At 55.2% G+C, this 18,548-nt stretch carries 10 protein-coding genes; 4 read left to right on the top strand and 6 right to left on the bottom strand.

Features of this window, described 5'->3' with window-relative positions; translation table 11 throughout:
* Positions 1-132 precede the first annotated feature (132 nt).
* From aceF to pilC, 3 genes are all read left to right on the top strand, one after another.
* Positions 133-1,800 (top strand): dihydrolipoyllysine-residue acetyltransferase, encoded by a 1,668-nt coding sequence (gene aceF, locus BG910_RS00805; RefSeq protein WP_089035198.1) that lies wholly within the window; start codon positions 133-135, stop codon positions 1,798-1,800.
* 219 nt (positions 1,801-2,019) lie between these two features.
* On the top strand, positions 2,020-3,810 hold the full coding sequence (lpdA, locus tag BG910_RS00800) for a dihydrolipoyl dehydrogenase (RefSeq protein ID WP_089035197.1): 1,791 nt from the start codon (positions 2,020-2,022) through the stop codon (positions 3,808-3,810).
* Between the two features lie 1,000 nt (positions 3,811-4,810).
* Entirely contained in the window at positions 4,811-7,339 is a 2,529-nt protein-coding gene (gene pilC, locus BG910_RS00795) for a PilC family type IV pilus tip adhesin (RefSeq protein ID WP_232462211.1), read from the top strand.
* Between the two features lie 103 nt (positions 7,340-7,442).
* Here the strand turns inward: pilC and mfd are convergent, their stop codons facing one another.
* The 3 genes from mfd to ribBA all read right to left on the bottom strand — a co-directional run bounded on the left by mfd (position 7,443) and on the right by ribBA (position 13,509).
* Entirely contained in the window at positions 7,443-10,901 is a 3,459-nt protein-coding gene (mfd, locus tag BG910_RS00790) for a transcription-repair coupling factor (RefSeq protein ID WP_089037071.1), read from the bottom strand.
* A gap of 163 nt (positions 10,902-11,064) precedes the next feature.
* Positions 11,065-11,943 carry a DMT family transporter gene (locus BG910_RS00785; protein ID WP_089035195.1) on the bottom strand — a complete coding sequence of 293 codons (879 nt, stop codon included), beginning with the start codon at positions 11,941-11,943 and terminating at the stop codon, positions 11,065-11,067.
* Between the two features lie 234 nt (positions 11,944-12,177).
* Entirely contained in the window at positions 12,178-13,509 is a 1,332-nt protein-coding gene (gene ribBA / locus BG910_RS00780; RefSeq protein WP_089037070.1) for a bifunctional 3,4-dihydroxy-2-butanone-4-phosphate synthase/GTP cyclohydrolase II, read from the bottom strand.
* 240 nt (positions 13,510-13,749) lie between these two features.
* Here ribBA and BG910_RS00775 point away from each other — a divergent pair, with 240 nt between their 5' ends.
* Entirely contained in the window at positions 13,750-14,352 is a 603-nt protein-coding gene (locus BG910_RS00775) for a DUF4230 domain-containing protein (protein WP_089035194.1), read from the top strand.
* 94 nt (positions 14,353-14,446) lie between these two features.
* Here BG910_RS00775 and mutL read toward each other — a convergent pair whose 3' ends face one another.
* From mutL to fghA, 3 genes are all read right to left on the bottom strand, one after another.
* Positions 14,447-16,450, bottom strand: a complete 2,004-nt coding sequence (gene mutL, locus BG910_RS00770; protein WP_089035193.1) for a DNA mismatch repair endonuclease MutL — start codon at positions 16,448-16,450, stop codon at positions 14,447-14,449.
* A gap of 104 nt (positions 16,451-16,554) precedes the next feature.
* Entirely contained in the window at positions 16,555-17,109 is a 555-nt protein-coding gene (locus BG910_RS00765) for a YagU family protein (protein ID WP_089035192.1), read from the bottom strand.
* 261 nt (positions 17,110-17,370) lie between these two features.
* Positions 17,371-18,213: an S-formylglutathione hydrolase gene (gene fghA, locus BG910_RS00760; protein ID WP_089035191.1), complete on the bottom strand. Its 843-nt coding sequence runs from the start codon at positions 18,211-18,213 to the stop codon at positions 17,371-17,373.
* Positions 18,214-18,548: the final 335 nt, after the last annotated feature.

The following is an 18,548-nucleotide window of genomic DNA, read 5'->3' as shown; positions in this document are numbered from 1 at the left end:
GCCGTCTGAATATTCATCTAAGCGAAAGACAAAACCGCTTTTCAGACGGCCTATCTAAAGGCCGTCTGAAAAGGCAGACTTGAAAAAACCTTAATGCAATCATCAGATTGAAAATAACTAAGGAACAAAACGATGAGTCAGATTGTAGAAATCAAAGTCCCCGACATTGGCGGCCACGAAAACGTGGACATCATTGCCGTCGAAGTCAAAGCAGGCGATACCATCGCTGTTGACGATACCTTGATCACTTTGGAAACCGACAAAGCGACGATGGACGTGCCCGCGACCGAAGCAGGCGTTGTGAAAGAAGTCAAAGTCAAAGTCGGCGACAAAATCTCCGAAGGCGGCGTAATTCTGCTGGTTGAAACCGGCGCAGCCGCCCAAGCGCCTGCTGCCGCGCCCGCACAAGAAGCCGCACCTGCTGTGCCCGCAGCATCTGTACCTGCAGCCGCTCCTGCAGCGTCCAGCGGTGTCGTAACCGTTGCCGTTCCCGACATCGGCGGCCATGAAAATGTAGACGTTATCGCCGTAGAAATCAAAGTCGGCGACACCGTTGCCGAAGATGATACCCTGATTACTTTGGAAACCGACAAAGCTACGATGGACGTGCCTTCTACCGCCGCCGGCGTAGTCAAAGCCGTGCTGGTTAAAGTGGGCGACAAAGTATCCGAAGGTACGGCTATCATTGAAGTGGAAACCGCAGGTTTTGAAGTGGAAACCGCAGGTTCGGCCGCTGCCGCACCGGCTCCTGCTGCCGAAGCGCCTAAAGCTGCCCCCGCGCCTGCTGCGGCACCTACTCCCGCCGCACCAGCCTCGGCTGCTGCGCCTGCACCTGCTGCGGCATTCGGTAACATGCCGGTTAACGAAGCCGCATTTGCCAAAGCGCACGCCGGCCCGTCCGCACGCAAACTTGCGCGCGAGTTGGGCGTGGATTTGGGCTTGGTCAAAGGTACCGGCCTGAAAGGCCGCATCATGGGCGACGACATCAAAGCCTTCGTGAAAGCCGCCATGCAGGGCGGTGCGGGCAAAGGTGTGCCGGTTGCGGCTGCTGCTTCTCTGGGCGGCGGTTTAAACTTACTGCCGTGGCCGAAAGTCGATTTCAGCAAATTCGGCGAAGTCGAAGTCAAAGAGCTGTCACGCATCAAGAAAATTTCCGGTCAGAACCTGTCGCGCAACTGGGTGATGATTCCCCACGTTACCGTCAACGATGAAGCCGACATGACCGATTTAGAAGAGTTCCGCAAACAGCTCAACAAAGAATGGGAACGCGAAGGCGTGAAACTTTCTCCGCTGGCGTTTATCATCAAAGCATCAGTTACCGCACTGAAACAGTTCCCTGAGTTTAATTCTTCACTCGACGGCGAAAACCTGATTCTGAAGAAATACTACAACATCGGCTTTGCGGCGGATACGCCCAACGGTTTGGTTGTGCCCGTGATTAAAGATGTTGACAAAAAAGGTCTCAAAGAAATCAGCATCGAGCTTGGCGAATTGAGCAAAAAAGCTCGCGAAGGCAAGCTCAAACCGGGCGAAATGCAGGGCGCCTGCTTTACCATTTCCAGCTTGGGCGGTATCGGCGGCACAGGCTTTACGCCGATTGTCAACGCGCCTGAAGTGGCGATTTTGGGTGTGTGCAAATCACAGATCAAACCGGTATGGAACGGCAAAGAATTTACGCCGCGCCTGATGTGTCCGCTGTCGCTGTCGTTTGACCACCGCGTCATCGATGGTGCGGCCGGTATGCGCTTTACTGTGTTCCTAGCCAATCTGTTGAAAGACTTCCGCCGCATTACCCTGTAAGCGTTTTCAGACGGCCTGAAAAATATCCAAAGGCCGTCTGAAAATATAGGGAACAGATACAGGGTGGGTGTAAACCCACCATCCGGCTTAATGACTTGAATGGTGGGTTTCCCCCACCCTACAAAACCTGTTTCCATACAACAATACGGATTTTTCAGACGGCCTGTTCTATTTAAGGCTAAGGCCGTCTGAAACGGAACAATCAAAGAAAGATTCAAAATGAGCTTAATCGAATTGAAAGTGCCCGACATCGGCGGGCATGAAAATGTTGACATTATCGCGGTAGAAATCAAAGCCGGCGACACCGTTGCCGTTGACGATACCCTGATTACGCTGGAAACCGACAAAGCTACGATGGACGTACCTGCCGAAGCGGCCGGTGTGATTAAAGAAGTTAAAGTCAAAGTCGGCGACAAAATTTCCGAAGGCGGTGTCATTGCCGTTATCGAAGCTGCCGGCGCGGCCGAAGCGCCGAAAGCGGAAGCCGCACCTGCCGCCGCTCCTGCCCAGGAAGCCCCGAAAGCCGCTGCGCCCGCACCGCAGGCCGGCAGTTTTTCCGGCAAGGCCGATGCAGAATACGACGTTGTGGTATTGGGCGGCGGCCCGGGCGGTTATTCCGCCGCATTTGCCGCAGCCGACCAAGGCTTGAAAGTCGCCATCGTCGAGCAGTACAAAACATTGGGCGGCGTTTGTCTGAACGTCGGCTGCATTCCCTCTAAAGCCTTGTTGCACAACGCCAATGTGATGGACGAAGTAAAACACCTGGCTGCAAACGGCATCAGCTATCCCGAGCCTAAAGTCGATATCGACATGCTGCGCACCTACAAAGGTAACGTCGTCGGCCGTCTGACCGGCGGCTTGGCCGGCATGGCGAAATCGCGCAAAGTCGATGTGATTCAGGGTAACGGCCAGTTTGTCGATCCGCACCATATGGAAGTTTCCCTGACCAGCGGCGACGAATACGAATACGCGCAGCCGACCGGCGAGAAAAAAACCGTTGCCTTCAAAAACTGTATCATCGCCGCGGGCAGCCGCGTGATGAACCTGCCGTTTATCCCGCAAGATCCGCGCATCATCGATTCCAGCGGCGCATTGGCGTTGAAAGAAGTGCCGGGCAATATGCTGATTATCGGCGGCGGTATTATCGGTTTGGAAATGGGTACCGTGTACAGCACATTGGGCACACGCTTGGACGTCGTTGAAATGATGGACGGCCTGATGCAGGGCGCCGACCGCGATTTGGTCAAAGTTTGGCAGAAGCTCAATGCCCACCGCTTCGACAACATCATGGTCAACACCAAAACCGTTGCCGTAGAGCCGAAAGAAGACGGCGTTTACGTCACTTTTGAAGGCGAAAACGCGCCGAAAGAGCCGCTGCGCTACGACTGCGTTTTGGTTGCCGCCGGCCGTGCGCCGAACGGCAAACTGATCAGTGCCGAAAAAGCGGGTGTGATTGTTACCGACCGCGGCTTTATCGAAGTTGATAAACAGCAGCGCACCAACGTTCCGCACATCTACGCCATCGGCGACATCGTCGGCCAGCCCATGCTGGCGCACAAAGCCGTACATGAAGGGCACGTCGCCGCCGAAAACTGCGCCGGCCACAAAGCCTTCTTCGATGCGCGCGTGATTCCGGGCGTTGCCTTTACCTCGCCCGAAGTGGCTTGGGTCGGCGTAACCGAAGCCTCAGCCAAAGCGCAAGGTATCAAAATTACCAAAGCCAACTTCCCGTGGGCCGCTTCAGGCCGCGCGATTGCCAACGGCTGCGACGAAGGCTTTACCAAACTGATTTTTGACGCCGAAACCGGCCGCATTATCGGCGGCGGCATTGTCGGCCCGAACGGCGGCGACATGATCGGCGAAATCTGTTTGGCCATCGAGATGGGTTGCGATGCGGAAGACATCGGCAAAACCATCCACCCGCACCCGACCCTCGGCGAATCCATCGGTTTGGCTGCGGAAGTAGCGCTGGGCGTATGTACCGACCTGCCGCCGCAAAAGAAAAAATAATGCGCTCTGTCTGATGCATTGTTGAAACAAGGCCGTCTGAAACCTCAGGTTTTCAGACGGCCTTGTTTGTATGGAGAGCTGATCCGTACTCCGCAAAAGCCACTTTTGTTTTGAAAAATTCTTAAATTCCGCCCGAATTCTAAGTTTCCGGATTTCTGTACGATGCAGGAAAGAGGGGCATCAATGGCGGAAACTGTATCGGATTAAATACAAAACCGGTGGCTGAATAAGAAATCCTGGCAATATGCCAAACGTCTATGTTAAAATTTTATCATTTATGTTAAAGATGCCGTTTGAAAAAAGAATGGCTGTTTGAATTTCACATTACCTATATTTTACGGAAAGCATCATATCCATGAGTACAACCTCCCTACGCAAGCCTTTGAAAGCCAAACCGCTGGTTTACAGTATCCTTGCCGCTTTCTCACTGATGGGCAGCGCCGGCGCATCGGCCGCGTTTTCCGATATGCCGTTTTATTTGGACAACAGTAAGAAAACAAACAGCAGCGAGAATAAAGTCAAGCCGAATGTGATGTTGTTTATCGACGATTCAGGCAGTATGCAACAGCCAATTTCCAAAAAATCTCCCGAAATACGCCTTGACGTTACCAAAACCGCATTAGGCAGAGTATTGGATAAATATACGGACAAGATTAACTGGGGACTAAAAACGTTACATAACAACAATAACTCAAATTTATTGGGTTATACAGATAATTGGAAAACTGTAAAAAACAGTGTTGCTAGAATTACCGCATTAAATGGAACCCCTACCACCCGCCGTTATTATGAACTGTCGAAAGAGGTAATGGCGGCTGCAAAATACCGCTGTCAGAAAAACTTTATTGTTTTGATGTCTGACGGTGATGCCAATACAAGTTGTTGGCGAGAGCCAAGATGGGGAGAATCTCGCTTTGCTAAATGGAAGACGTTTGATTATTATGGAGATGACTATTTTGGCCGAAAAAATTCTGGCATATGCCAATATGCAGAAGGCGGTTTGTATGATACGGTTTGGGATAGGGATAACGGCCTGCGTTTCTTCAGCCAGACTTTTGCAACCAAAGATTTTAAAACCGAAGGCAATGATGCAACGGGAAAAAGCTGGAACGGCGCGCCGGGCGATCCTGTAGGCAGCGACGGTAAAAGCCGTTATTGGAAACAGACTGTAGATACCTTTACCATCGGTTTTGGAGACAGCATTTCCTCTTCAGGTGAGACTTATCTGAAGAATGGTGCGAGCAAGCCGGGATACTATCTGGCTGCCCAAGCTCCGGACGAGCTGGTCAGTGCGTTTGCCAAAATCTTTGATACGGTTGAATCGGAAAGTAAAAACAATACGCCCGTCAGCCCGGGGCCGGCCGCTCCTGCACTCTCTTCAACGGATACACCCAACGGTGCGGCTGTTGTCCGTCTCGATCCGGTTTCATGGAGCAGCCGTATCCTGTTTTATGATATTAACAGTAACGGCATGGTAAAAAGCACTTTTAAAGAACCCTCGTTTACAAATAGAAAAACGCTAATCAACATCAATGGAAAAGCCGAGTTTACCAATGATGCTTCAGGAACTAATGCTGTATTCGGTATCAGCGGCGGCCAACCTGCAGACATATATGAATGGAAAAATGTCTTATTGCCGTGGACGGCACGCATCGGTGATGACAAACAGCTGAATACATTGGCAAAAGATAAACGTTACAGCCAACAATACCGCGACCGTACCATTGATCCGCGCACGAATGCGCAGGCTGACGAAGACAAACGCAGCCTCGGCGATATTATCGGTGCCCCGATTACCGCGTTCGGCAAGCGTGTTCACGGCCGGCAGGATTTTCTGATTACCGCTGCCAATGACGGCATGGTGCATTTATTCCGCAGTTCTGCTGCAAAAGAAGAGCATCCCTATGATTTGAAGCTGAGCTATATCCCCGCCGATATGGAACGTGATGTGGGAACGGGGGGCGATACGGTCGGTAAAACTCTGAAGGAGCTGGCCGATCCCGAATACGGCAAAACCAAACCGCACCGCTATATGGTCAACGGCGGCTTTGTCGTGCGCCAAACAGCGGAAATCGAGGGCAGTAAGGATTTGCAGCAGACCTTTATGTTCGGCGGTATGGGACAGGGCGGACGCGGCGCGTATGCGCTCAACGTCGGCGGTAAAAACCGCGCCACCGGCAATTCTACCGGCTTGGATGCTGCCGAGAGTACATGGAATACCAGCGTGCCGCTGTTTGAAACGGCAAAAGGAGAGGGCAATAAATTGGGCTATACCGTCGGATCGCCGCAAATCGGCCGCGTTTCCGTCAAGCGCCTTTCAGACGGCAGCAAACCTGCCAGCCTGACCGAGGGTGTGCGCTATGCGGGCTTTCTTTCCAGCGGTTTCCGAAACAGTAAAAATTATGCGGATACCGAAACCGCGCTGTATGTTTACGATATGCTGGGCCAGGAAGCAGCGACGGGCAAGAGTGTGTCAGGATCTTCTGCGGGGCAGTTGATTAAGAAAATTACCGTTTCAGACGGCATCGGCGGTTTGGCCGAACCGACGCTGCTCGATACCGATTTCGACGGCGTGGTTGATTTGGCCTATGCCGGCGACTACGGCGGCAATATGTACCGCTTCGATCTGCGTGGAGAATCGCCGGATAAATGGACAGTCAGCAGGATTTACAAGGGTTTGTCCACTCAGCCGATTACTTCCGCCCCTGCCGTTTCCCGTTCGGCGACAAACCAATACGTTGTGATTTTCGGTACGGGTAGCGAGCTGTATGACGATGATTTGGTTGTCGGCCAACAGTCGGTTTACGGTATTTTTGACGATGTCGCGGTAAAAGATGTCAAAGAGGATGCTTCTAAAACGCTGTTGGAACAGACATTCGAAACAAAAAACTATGATGGCAAAACTTACCGTTTTCTGAGCAATAAAGCGATAGACAAAACGCAGCACAAAGGCTGGAAAATCAATCTGGCAAACGACGGTGAACGTGTAACGGTTAAACCGACCATGGTTCTGCGCACGGCACTTTTGACCACCCATACTTACAAGCGCGAAGTGACCAGTAATGTAGGTTCGGCCGATGTGTGTATTCCTGAGACAACAGAGACCAAATCGTCTGTTACAAGCTGGCTGATGAATATCAATGCGGAGACGGGCGGGGCAATTAAAAGCAATCTGGACGGACGGGTTGATTTCATGCAGAAAAACAGCAGTCTGCCTGCCGACATATATGCCTCTGCCCTGAAGCTGAACGGATTGATTAATTTTACTTTCATTGATCCGGGCCGGAAAAAAGTGGATGCAGACGGCAATCCGGTTATCGACGACAATCCCGTTACTGCCGACGGCGACAGCGGCGGCAGCGGCACGGACGGCGCGTTGACCCAATCGCCGAAAATTCCGAAAAACACCTGCTTCTCCGGCGGTAAAAACATTTCGAGAAAAATTTATACCAATGATGCCCAAGATTTCGACATCGGCGGTAAAAACTGCAGCAGCGTCCGCCGCATCAGTTGGCGCGAAATTTTTTAAAAGAGTAGGGCAGAACAAAGGCCGTCTGAAAATTCAGACGGCCTTTTCGCTAATAATCAAGGAAATGTTTTCAGACGGCCTCTGTTGCCTGCAAAAACCAACTTCATTTTCCCAACTTCTTCAATATTGCCTTCACCGTATTTATCCGCGTTTCCACATCTTCCATCACCGCTTCCACGCGCAGTTTGTCGGCGCCGGAGAAGCGGTAGTTTTTGTTGCTCTGCATCAGCAAAATGATGTCGGCGGGTTCGACGCTGGTATGTTTGCCGAAGGTAAACGTGGCGGCTTCGCTTGAGGCATCGATGCCGGAAATGCCCAGCGCTTTGGCGGAGAGGCGGAGACGGTGGCTTTCGATGAGGGTTTTGACGGGCTGTTCGGGCAGGCCGAAGCGGTCGACGAGTTCTTCGTGTACGGCGTTGATTTGCGCTTCGGTGTCGGCGGCGGCGAGGCGTTTGTAGAGTACGAGGCGCTCGTGGATGTCTGGGCAGTAGCTTTCGGGCAGCAGGGCGGGGCTGTGCAGCTTGATTTCGGTAGTCACGCCCAGCGGCGCGTCGAGGTCGGGCACGCGGCCTTTTTTGAGATCGCGCACGGCCTGTTTGAGCATTTCGGTGTAGAGCGTGAAGCCGACCTGCATCATTTCGCCGCTTTGGCCTTCGCCGAGGATTTCGCCGGCACCGCGGATTTCCAAATCCTGCATGGCGAGCGTGAAGCCTGCGCCCAAATCGTCGGCGGCGGCGATGGCGTCGAGGCGTTTTTCGGCGTCTTTGGTGATGAATTCGGGCGTGAGCAGGTAGGCGTAGGCCTGGTGGTGGCTGCGGCCGACGCGTCCGCGCAGCTGATGCAGTTGGGCGAGGCCGAATTTGTCGGCGCGGTTGATGATAATGGTGTTGGCATTGGGGATGTCGATGCCGGTTTCGATGATGGTGGAACAGAGCAACACATTGAATTTCTGCTGCAAAAAGTCGCGCATCACCTGCTCGAGTTCGCGCTCGCGCAACTGGCCGTGGGCGATGCCGATGCGCGCTTCGGGCAGCAGGGTTTCGAGGCGTTTGCGCATATTTTCGACGGTATCCACTTCATTATGCAGGAAAAAAACCTGACCGCCGCGTTTCAGTTCGCGCAAAACAGCCTCGCGGATGTGCGCTTCGCTGAACGGCTTTACAAAAGTTTTCACGGCCAAACGGCGGCTCGGCGCGGTGGTAATCAGAGAGAAATCGCGCAGCCCTTCCAGCGCCATGCTGAGCGTGCGCGGAATCGGCGTGGCGGTGAGCGTGAGAATATCGACGTTGGCGCGCAGGCGTTTGAGCTGCTCTTTCTGGCGCACGCCGAAACGGTGTTCCTCGTCGATGATTACCAAGCCTAAGTTTTTGAATTTTATATCGTCCTGCACCAATTTATGCGTGCCGATAACAATATCCACCGTGCCGTTTTCCATGCCTTCCAGCGCGGCACGGGTTTCCTTGCTGCTGTTGAAACGCGAAAGCTGGGCGACTTTGACGGGGAAATCGGCGAAACGGTCGGCAAAATTTTGCGCGTGCTGCTCCACCAAGAGCGTGGTCGGCGCCAGCACCGCCACCTGCCGCCCACCCATCACGGCCACAAACGCCGCCCGCAGCGCCACTTCGGTTTTGCCGAAGCCTACATCGCCGCACACCAGTCTGTCCATCGGCTTGCCCTGCGTTAAGTCTTTGATTACAGACGCAATCGCCGCCGCCTGGTCTTCCGTTTCCTCGTAGCCGAAACCGTCGGCAAACGCCTGATAATCGCTTTCGGAAAACTCGAATTTGAAGCCCTGCTGCGCCGCGCGTTGGGCATAGAGATTGAGCAGCTCGGCAGCCGTGTCGCGCGCCTTTTCCGCCGCCTTGCGCTTGGCTTTGTTCCACGCTGCCGCGCCGAGTTTGTGCAGCTGTACATTTTCCCGTGCCGCGCCCGAGTAGCGGCTGATTAAATGCAGTTGCGAAACAGGCACATAAAGCTGCGCCTCGCCCGCGTATTCGAGCAGCATCATCTCTGCCGCCTCGCCGCCCAAATCCATGTTCACCAAGCCCATGTAGCGGCCGATGCCGTGTTCCTCGTGCACAACCGGATCGCCGATACTGATTTCCGCCAAATCGCGCAACAGGCCGTCTGAAACCTGCGCGTGCTTCCTGCGCCGCGTGGTGCGCGACTTGGCGATGTATTGGTAGAGGTCGGATTCGGTAATGACGGCGAGGGGCGGTGTAGGTCGGGCATTGATGCCCGACGTGGGGGGGGATGCACCGTCGGTGTCGGGTATGAATGCCCGGCCTGCTGTGCCTGTCTGAAAACCATAAGCCAACGGTGTTACGGTAATTGCCAGCGGCGCATCGCTGTCCAAAAACGCCTGCCAGCCGTCCACGCTTTTGGGTTTCAGGCCGTGTTGGACGAAAAAGCCGAGCATGGTTTCGCGCCGCCCCGCGCTTTCGGCGCAGAGCAGGACCCGTCCGCCGAAGGCCGTCTGAAAATTTTGCAGCGCGGCCAGCGGCGTTTCAGACTGGCGGTTCACCGCCACATCGGGCAGATCGTGGGTTGCGTCCAAGTCCGGCAGGATTTGCGGATAGTTTTTCAGACGGCCTGCAAACTGATCGGCAGAGAGGTACAAATGCTGTGGATGCAACGGCGGGTAGGTTTCGTCGCCCTGCGCCATTGTAAAGCGCGACTTCACGTCCGCCGCAAAGCGCGCCGCCGCCGCGTGTACGTCGCCCATGCACACCGCCAGCGCGTCGCCGCCGATGTAGTCGAACAGCGTCGCGCATTCGTCTTCAAAAAACAGCGGCAGATAATATTCCACCCCCGCGCCGAACCGCGCGCTGCTCACGGCCTTGTAAACCGCGGCCTGATTGGGATTGGCGTCGATTTCGTCGCGGAAACGCGCGCGGAAAATCTTCTGCGCCTCGCCGTCGGTCGGAAACTCGTGCGCCGGCAGCAGGCGGATTTCGGAAACCGGCGCGAGCGTGCGCTGCGTGTCGGGGTCGAAAGTTTTGATGCTGTCGATTTCATCGTCAAACAAATCAATACGATACGGCGTATCCGCCCCCATCGGAAACAGATCCACAATCCCGCCGCGCACGGCAAACTCGCCCGCCGCGACCACATTCGACACCGCGCTGTAACCTGCGTCCACCATGCTTTTGCGCAGCGCATCCACATCCAGCGTCTGCCCCGTTTTCAGCCAAAACGTGCGTCCCGCCAGAAACGACACCGGCGCAAGCCGCTGCATCGCCGTCGCCACAGGCACAAACAGCACGTCCGCCGCGCCGCTTTTCACCAGCCACAAGGCCGAAAGCCGCTCGGAAACCAAGTCCTGATGCGGCGAAAAACGCTCATACGGCAGCGTTTCCCAATCGGGCAGGAACACGGCGGTATCTTGCGGGCGGAAAAACTGCCAGGCCGTCTGAAGCCGCAACGCTTGTTCTGCATCTTGGGTGAACACGACTTTGAGGTTTTTTTCAGGCAGCTTTTCGGCAAGCACCAGCGGCAGCGAACCACGCGAAAGGTGCAGCCAACGGGATTTTTGGGCGGGGGCGGGGATGGGGTAGGTCATGGCGGATGTTTTCGGAGAACGCGGGTGAGGCCGGCCGTCTGAAATGCGCTTGCGGGCGCAGCCGAAGTTTTTCAGACGGCAGGGGTTTAAAAAACGGTATTTTAGCAAAATCTGCCCGGCCGGGCTGACGGAGAACTTTTCAGACGGCCTGAAGCTGCGTCTGCTAATTATCTTTCGCTTTAACCGAACCCAGATAAATCGCCAGCAGCGTCAGCGCAGCGCCGCCCCATTGAACAGCGTTGATGGGTTTGTCGAGCCAAAAGTAGTCGATAACGAGGGCGGCGACGGGTTCGGTGAGCAGCAGCAGGCCGGTTACGGCGAGGGAGAGCAGGGGGATGGTGTAGGCAATCAGCCCCCACGCGAAGCACTGCATCACGGCGCCGTACACCAATAGAAGCGCAATGTCGGTCGGAGTGGCGGGAAGGATGCGGCCGGCGTCGAAAAACAGGGTCGGAATGAGGGCGAGCGCGCCGCCGGTGCTGACGAGCAGCATCAGCGGGAACAGCGCAGTTTGTTCGATTTGGTGGGTTTTGCGGATAAAAACCATAGAAAGTGCCAACATCGCGCCCGAGGCGATGCCGCTGACAAAGCCCCAAACGGCGCGGCTGTTGTGGCCGAATTCGGGGCTGCCGATGAGGGCGACGCCGCCGGTTGCAAGCAGCAGGCTGAGGGCTTGGCGCGCGCAGATACGTCCGCCGAAAAAGAAAATGTCGGTGGCGGTGAGGAAGAAGATTTGCAGGCTGTTGAGCAGGGTGGAAATGCCCGGGCCGACGGCGTGTATGCTTTCGTGCCACAGGGCGAGGTCGAAGCCGAGAAACGCGCCGGAGAGCAGGGCGGTTTGCACGGCTTTTTTGTTTTTGGGCAGTTTTTGTGCGAAAAAGCGCGACAGCAGCCAGAAAATCACGGCGGCGACGGTCAAACGCCAAAAGGCGACGGCATAAGAGCCGACGTTGACGGATTTGACGATCAGGCTGCCCAACCCGAAGATGATGCAGCCGACCACCAAAAGCGGCGCCGCGTGGCGGTTGGCGGAGTGGGGCATGGGTTTTCCTTTTGTGATGCGGCCGTCTGGAAACGGATTGGGTTTTCAGACGGCCTTTTGGGTGTTTTGTTGGTTAGATTGAGACCTTTACAAATAAAAACAACTGCTTAAAGGCCATCTGACACTTCGACTGCGCTCAGTGTGTAAGAACTTTTCACGGACATTTGATTTTTGCAAAGGTCTGAGGCCGCCCGAAAAGCAAGTTCCCGCAACTTTTCAGACGGCCTCAACCGCTCATTCCGGCAGCGTTTCAAAGCCCGCCACTTCCAGGCCGAAGCCGGTCAGGCCGTTCATTGACGAGGGTTTGCCCATCACGCGCATTTTCTGCACATTCAAACCCGCGAGGATTTGCGCGCCGGTGCCGTAGGTTTTTCTGTCCCATTTTTTCACTTGGAAACTGTTTTTCGGCAGCGTGCGGTCGAGCAGGGCGGCGCCGTCTTCGGTGCGGTGCAGCAGAATAACCACGCCGCAGCCGGCGTTTTGGATGTGTTGCAGCGCTTTGGGCAGCGGCCAGGTGTGGTTGGGATCGGTTTGGATGAAGTCCATCGCGCTAAACGGCTCGTGTACGCGCACCAACACTTCTTTTTCGGGCGAAATGTCGCCTTTGACCAGCGCGAGGTGGGTTTCGCCCGAGAGTTTGTCCACATAAACGTGTTGGCGGAAATCGCCCCACGGGGTTTGCACGGGGGTGTCGCCCATTTCTTCCAGCAGGCTTTCGGTGCGGCTGCGGTATTCGATAAGGTCGGCGATGGTGCCGATTTTGAGGCCGTGTTCTTCGGCAAACTTCAACAGCTCGGGCATACGCGCCATCGTACCGTCGTCGTTGAGGATTTCGCAAATCACGCCGGCGGGAATCAGACCGCTCATCTGCGCCAGATCGACGGCGGCTTCGGTGTGCCCCGCGCGCACGAGTACGCCGCCTTTTTGCGAGCGCAGCGGAAAAATATGGCCGGGTTGGACAATATCTTCGGGTTTGACGCCCGGCGAAACGGCCGTCTGAATCGTCAGCGCGCGGTCGGCGGCGGAAATGCCGGTGGAAATGCCGTGCGCCGCTTCGATGGAAACAGTGAAGTTGGTGCCGTATTGCGCACCGTTTTTCTGCGTCATCTGCGGCAGGGCGAGGCGGTCGACCAATTCGTCGTTCATCGGCAGGCAGACGAGGCCGCGGGCGTGTTTGATCATAAAATTAATCGCCTGCGGGGTCACAAACTGCGCCGCCATAACAATATCGCCTTCGTTTTCGCGGTCTTCGGCGTCGGTAATAATGACCATTTTGCCGGCTTTGATGTCGGCGAGGATTTCGGGAATGGTGGAAACGGCGGTCATGGATTGGCTCTCTTTCTCAACGGTTTCGGCGCGGTGGTCGGTATCCAGCCACAGCGCGGGCATGGTGGCGGCCAGCTCGAGTTTGCGGGCTTTTTTCTCGCCGAAGGATTTGTTTTTCAACAGCGCAGACAATTCGCCCTGATTAATAGCAACCGCTGCAATAAAGCGCGACTGGCGGCCGCCGTAGTGGCGGTCTATCCAGAGGCGTAAATTGCGGCGGCGCAGTTCGGTAATGTCCATAGCGGGTTGCTTTGCGGAACAGATAGGGCGGATTGTATGCCTGCGGTGCTCGGAACGCAAATTTGGTAATGTTTTTTTAAAATTGCTTTTTGGTAATGTTTTTTTGAATTGAGGCCGTCTGAAAATAAAACAGGTTTTCAGGCGGCCTTTCATTTATAGGTTAATATTGCTTAATCCGTTGAAATTCCTGTAAAACGCTCCATATCGACGTTACTTTTGATTTCAGAGGCAACGCCCACCATGAAAACATTTTTCCGTCTGCTTTTTGTTTTACTGCTTTGCGCCGCAGCCGCAGCGGGCGGCTGGTTTTACCATCGGCAAAACAGCGTGCCGAAAGAAGAAGTTTTGTCGCGCGAAGGCGTATTGATGCAGATTAAGCGCATGAACCGGCTGGAAAGCACGGCGTTTTACATCGACACCATTATCCGCACCGAGAAAAAAGGCGACTGGCGCAAACTCTGGCAGGATTCGCAAAGCGGGCTGTTTGTCGTGCGCGGCAGGGTTTTGGCGGGTTTGGATTTGGACAAACTCACCGCCGACAACGTAAACATCGTGGACGGCAAAGTCATCATCAGCCTGCCGAAAGTGGAAATTTTGAGCGTGGATTTGGAAAACATCGAGGTTTACGACATCCGCACCGGCGCCTTCAACCTCCTGCCGCCTGACCGCGAAGTGTTCAAAACCGTGCAGCAGGAAGCGCGCAAACAGGTACTCGCCAGCGCGTGTAAGGCCGAAATCCTGCAACACGCCAACCGTCAGGCGCAGGGGCAGCTTGAAAATCTGTTTGCGCTGACGAAAACGAATGTGTCGGTGTATCCGGATGCGGTGCCGGTTTGCAAGTAAGGGCGGGAACAGGCCGTCTGAAAATTTCAGCATTGCATAATATAAGGCCGTCTGAATCTTTCAGACGGCCTTATCCGTTATCCCCAAACCCTCCTTACTGCCCGCGCAAAAACAGTGCGTCTAATTCTTTCAGCGTCAGTTTCACCCAGGTCGGGCGGCCGTGGTTGCATTGGTTGCTGCGCGGGGTACGTTCCATGTCGCGCAGGAGGGCGTTCATTTCGGGAATGGTCAGTTGGCGGCCGGCGCGGACGGAGCCGTGGCACGACATGGTGGCGAGGATTTGGTTTTCGCGCGCTTCGACGGTTTGGCTGCTGCCGGTTTGGGCGAGTTCGTGCAGTACATCGCGGGCGAGGGCGGCAACGTCGGATTTGCCGAGCATGGCGGGAACGGCGCGTACGGCGAGGGTGTTGCCGCCCATGTCGGACACTTCGAGGCCGTAGGTTTTGAGGGCGTCGGCGTGGTCGGCGAGGGCGGCGCATTCTTCGTGGGTGGCGGCGAAGGTCACGGGAATGAGCAGGTGCTGGCTTTGCAGGCTGCCCAGATGTTTGCGCTGGTTTTTCATTTTTTCGTAGTTCACGCGTTCGGCGGCGGCGTGCATATCGACGAGCAGCAGGCTGCCTTCGGCTTGGGCGAGGATGTAGATGCCTAAAAGTTGGGCGATGGCGAAGCCCAGCGGCGGGGTTTCGGTTTCATTATTCGGGTGGTCGCTGAGCGTAGTCGAAGCATCAGACGGCAGCTGAACGCTGCCGAAACGCGCCTGTTCAAACTGTTTCAATTCCAAATCTTCGCCGTCGGTTTTCTGATACAGCGCGGCGTAGGTTTCCAGCGCGGCGCGGCTTTCGCGCAGGGTCAGGCTGCGCTGTTGCGGGGCGCGGGCGGCAGCGTAGGGTGCGGGCGCGGTTTTGCCGTAGGGGTTGGCGCTTTGGGCGAAACCGCCGAAGCTGCTTTGTGCAGGCGCCGGCGTGGGGATTAGGCCATCTGAAACCGCTTCGGTTGTGGGCACGGGTTCATCATTATTCAAACCATCATTCCCCGCGTTTTCAGACGGCCTGATGCCCATCATTTCATGCAACACGCCGCCGGCATTGCTGACGCTTTCGGTCCGGTCGGCGCGGGTGGCGGCCAGCGCTTTGTTGAGCGTGTGGAATACGAGCTGGTGTACCTGTTGGCTGTCGCGGAAGCGGATTTCGGTTTTGGTGGGGTGGACGTTCACATCCACCGCTTCGGGCGGAAGGTCGAGGAATAATACAAACGCAGGCGTGAGCGCGTTGTGCAACACGTCGCGGTAGGCCTGTTTGACCGCGTGCAGCATCACTTTGTCGCGCACAAAGCGATGATTCACAAAACAAAACTGCTTGTCGGTCTTACCTTTGGCAAAAGTCGGTTTGGCAATCGCGCCGTAGAGCCGCAGCGTGCCGTTGCCGCTGTCGATTTCCAGCGAGGCCGTCTGAAAATCCGCGCCGACCACCGCCGCGATGCGCTCGTCCAGACTCTGCACGGGATATTTGAACACGGTTTTACCGTCGCGTTTGAGCGAAAACGCAATCTGCGGATGCGCCAGCGCCAGCCGCTCGAGCATGGTGGCGCAATGGGCGTATTCGGTGTTTTCCGATTTGAGAAACTTGCGCCGCGCGGGCGTGTTGAAAAACAGTTCGGCCACTTCCACCGTCGTGCCGACAGGATGAGCGGCGGCGGCGGGCGCACTGAGTTTGCCGTCTTCTGCTTTCACGCAATAGCCGTGCGCGCTGCCGTCTTGGCGGCTGGTCAGCGTCAGGCGGCTGACCGAGGCGATGCTGGCCAAACCCTCGCCGCGAAAGCCCATGCTGGCGACGTGTTCCAAATCGTTTAAGGTCTTGATTTTGCTGGTGGCGTGGCGGTGTAACGCCAATTCGATGTCGTCGGCGTGTATGCCTGCGCCGTTGTCGGCCACGCGCAAAAAGCGGATGCCGCCGCCTTCGAGCTCGACATCAATCTGCGTCGCGCCCGCGTCTATGCTGTTTTCAACGATTTCCTTCAGCGCATTGGCGGGGCGTTCCACCACTTCGCCGGCGGCGATTTGGTTGACGAGATGGTCGGGCAGGGCGGCAATACGGGGCATGGCGGGCTTTCGGTCAGATGGCTTAAATGAGAACGGATATTATAGCAAAAGGCCGTCTGAAAAAGCTTTGCGGCTTTTCAGACGGCCTTTGCGGCGGATAAGCGTCAGTCTTTCCACCAAACGCCGTAAATCGGGCGGCCGAAGTGCGCCAAGACGGCAATCATGCAGATTTCAATCGACACCGACCAATAGATATGGCCGAGGAATTCGCTCCACAATTCGGCGGCGTTTAAGTTCCATATCCAGCCGGTCAGGCCGTCGGCGTATTTCGGGTTGCGGAAGCCGAACATCGGAATCAGCAGGCCGTGCATCACGACGGTAATCAGAATGCCGTAAAACGCGCCGTACCAAAGGCGCATTTTCGACCAATACATCGATCCGACGACGTAAACGAGGGCAAAAACGAAGCTGAAGCCCCAATGGTAAAGCGTAACCGCGCCGAGAATGCTGTTGCCCTGAAACATATAATCCAAAGAATGCTGGTTGAAGCCCAGCCAGCCCAGCCATGCGTCGATGTTTGCCCCCGGCGGGGAAATTTCGCCCGGCATGCGCGGCGGCATATTGACTTCCGAACCCCATTTCACCAGCGAGCTGATGAAGCCGCCGACCAGTGTCGTCCATAAAATGACTTTGCAGTTGCTGCTGTTTTTTGTACTCATATTACATCTCTGGTTTGAAGTTTTTGAAACTATATTTCAGACAGATTAAATCAAGATAAGTTCAATATAATATTTTGATATATATTAAACGAAACGTTAGGATAATCGGTTTTTTGTAAACGGAAGATGCCGAGGTGCAGACAGTGAATTCAAAAAATGCGTAATTTTCCTACCTGTCGGTATAGATAAAGGCCGCCTGAAAGAGTGTGCCACTTTTCAGACGGCCTCGCGGACAGCTTTTCAGCTCCTCGCTTCTGCTGTTTACAATCCCAGCGCATCGGCATGAAATTCGATATGCGCGTCGATAAAACTGGCGATGTGATGGTAGCTGTGACCGTAGCCTCGGCGGATTTTGTATTGCACGTCGAATCCGTGGGCTCGGGCGGCGTTGACGAAGGTTTTGGGCTGGAGTATTTCGGGGTAGAGTTCGTCGGTGTCGCCCTGTTCGATAAAAATCGGCAGTTTGGCGGCTGTGGCCGTCTGAACGAGCAGGGTTGGGTCGTAGGCCGCCCAAGTTTCAGGATTGTTGCCGAGGTAGGCGGTAAAGGCGTAGCGGCCGATTTCGGTATTCGTCGGGTGGGAGAGCGGGGCGAAGGCGGAAACGGCGGCGTAGCGGCCTGGATTTTTGAGGGCGATCTGCAAGGCGCCCATGCCGCCCATGCTGTGGCCGAAAATGCTGCGCTGATCGGTAACGGGGAAGTTGGCTTCGATGAGCGCGGGAAGCTCTTCGGCGACGTAGCGGTACATTTGGTAATGTTCCGCCCACGGCACTTGGGTGGCGTTGACGTAAAATCCGGCGCCGTGGCCGAGCTCGATGCCGTCTGAATCGGGCGTATCTCCGCGCGGGGAGGTATCGGGCGTGACGAGGGCGATGCCCCAATGGGCGGCGAAACGCTGTGCACCGGCGCGGATGGAGAAGTTTTCGTCGTCGTCGGTCAGGCCGGAGAGCCAGTAAAGCGTGGGCACTTGATAACTTTGCAGCGCCTGCGGCGGCAGGTAGATGCTGAAGGTCATGCCGGTTTGGCAGCTTGCGGAAAAATGGCGGTAGCGCGCTTGGCTGCCGTTGAACATTTTGTCTTCGGCGATGGGTGTGATGGCGGTCATGCTTGATGCTTTCTTGATTTTTTCGGGAAACGGCAGGCATTTTAGCAAGGAGGCCGTCTGAAAGAAATATTATGCCGACGGGCTGGTTTTTCAGACGGCATGAAATCTATACACAAACTCTGTGGATAACTTTGTGGGTAAACTCGGCATAATTTGAAAAACTTCTTTGCCGACAAACGGCCTGTTAGGCTGATTAAAAAATAGTCAAATAAAATTCTTTAAAATCAATAACTTGAAATTGAGATGAAAAAGTTTCGGCCGTCTGAATTAAATTTCCAAGTAAAACAAAGCGGTGTGGGGCTGTGTACAAAAATCCGTTGACACCCGAAAAATTA

It is taken from the genome of Neisseria chenwenguii, assembly GCF_002216145.1.
GTDB lineage: Bacteria > Pseudomonadota > Gammaproteobacteria > Burkholderiales > Neisseriaceae > Neisseria > Neisseria chenwenguii.
Note: the sequence above shows the minus strand (reverse complement) of the source record. Positions and strands in the feature narration are given on the sequence as shown.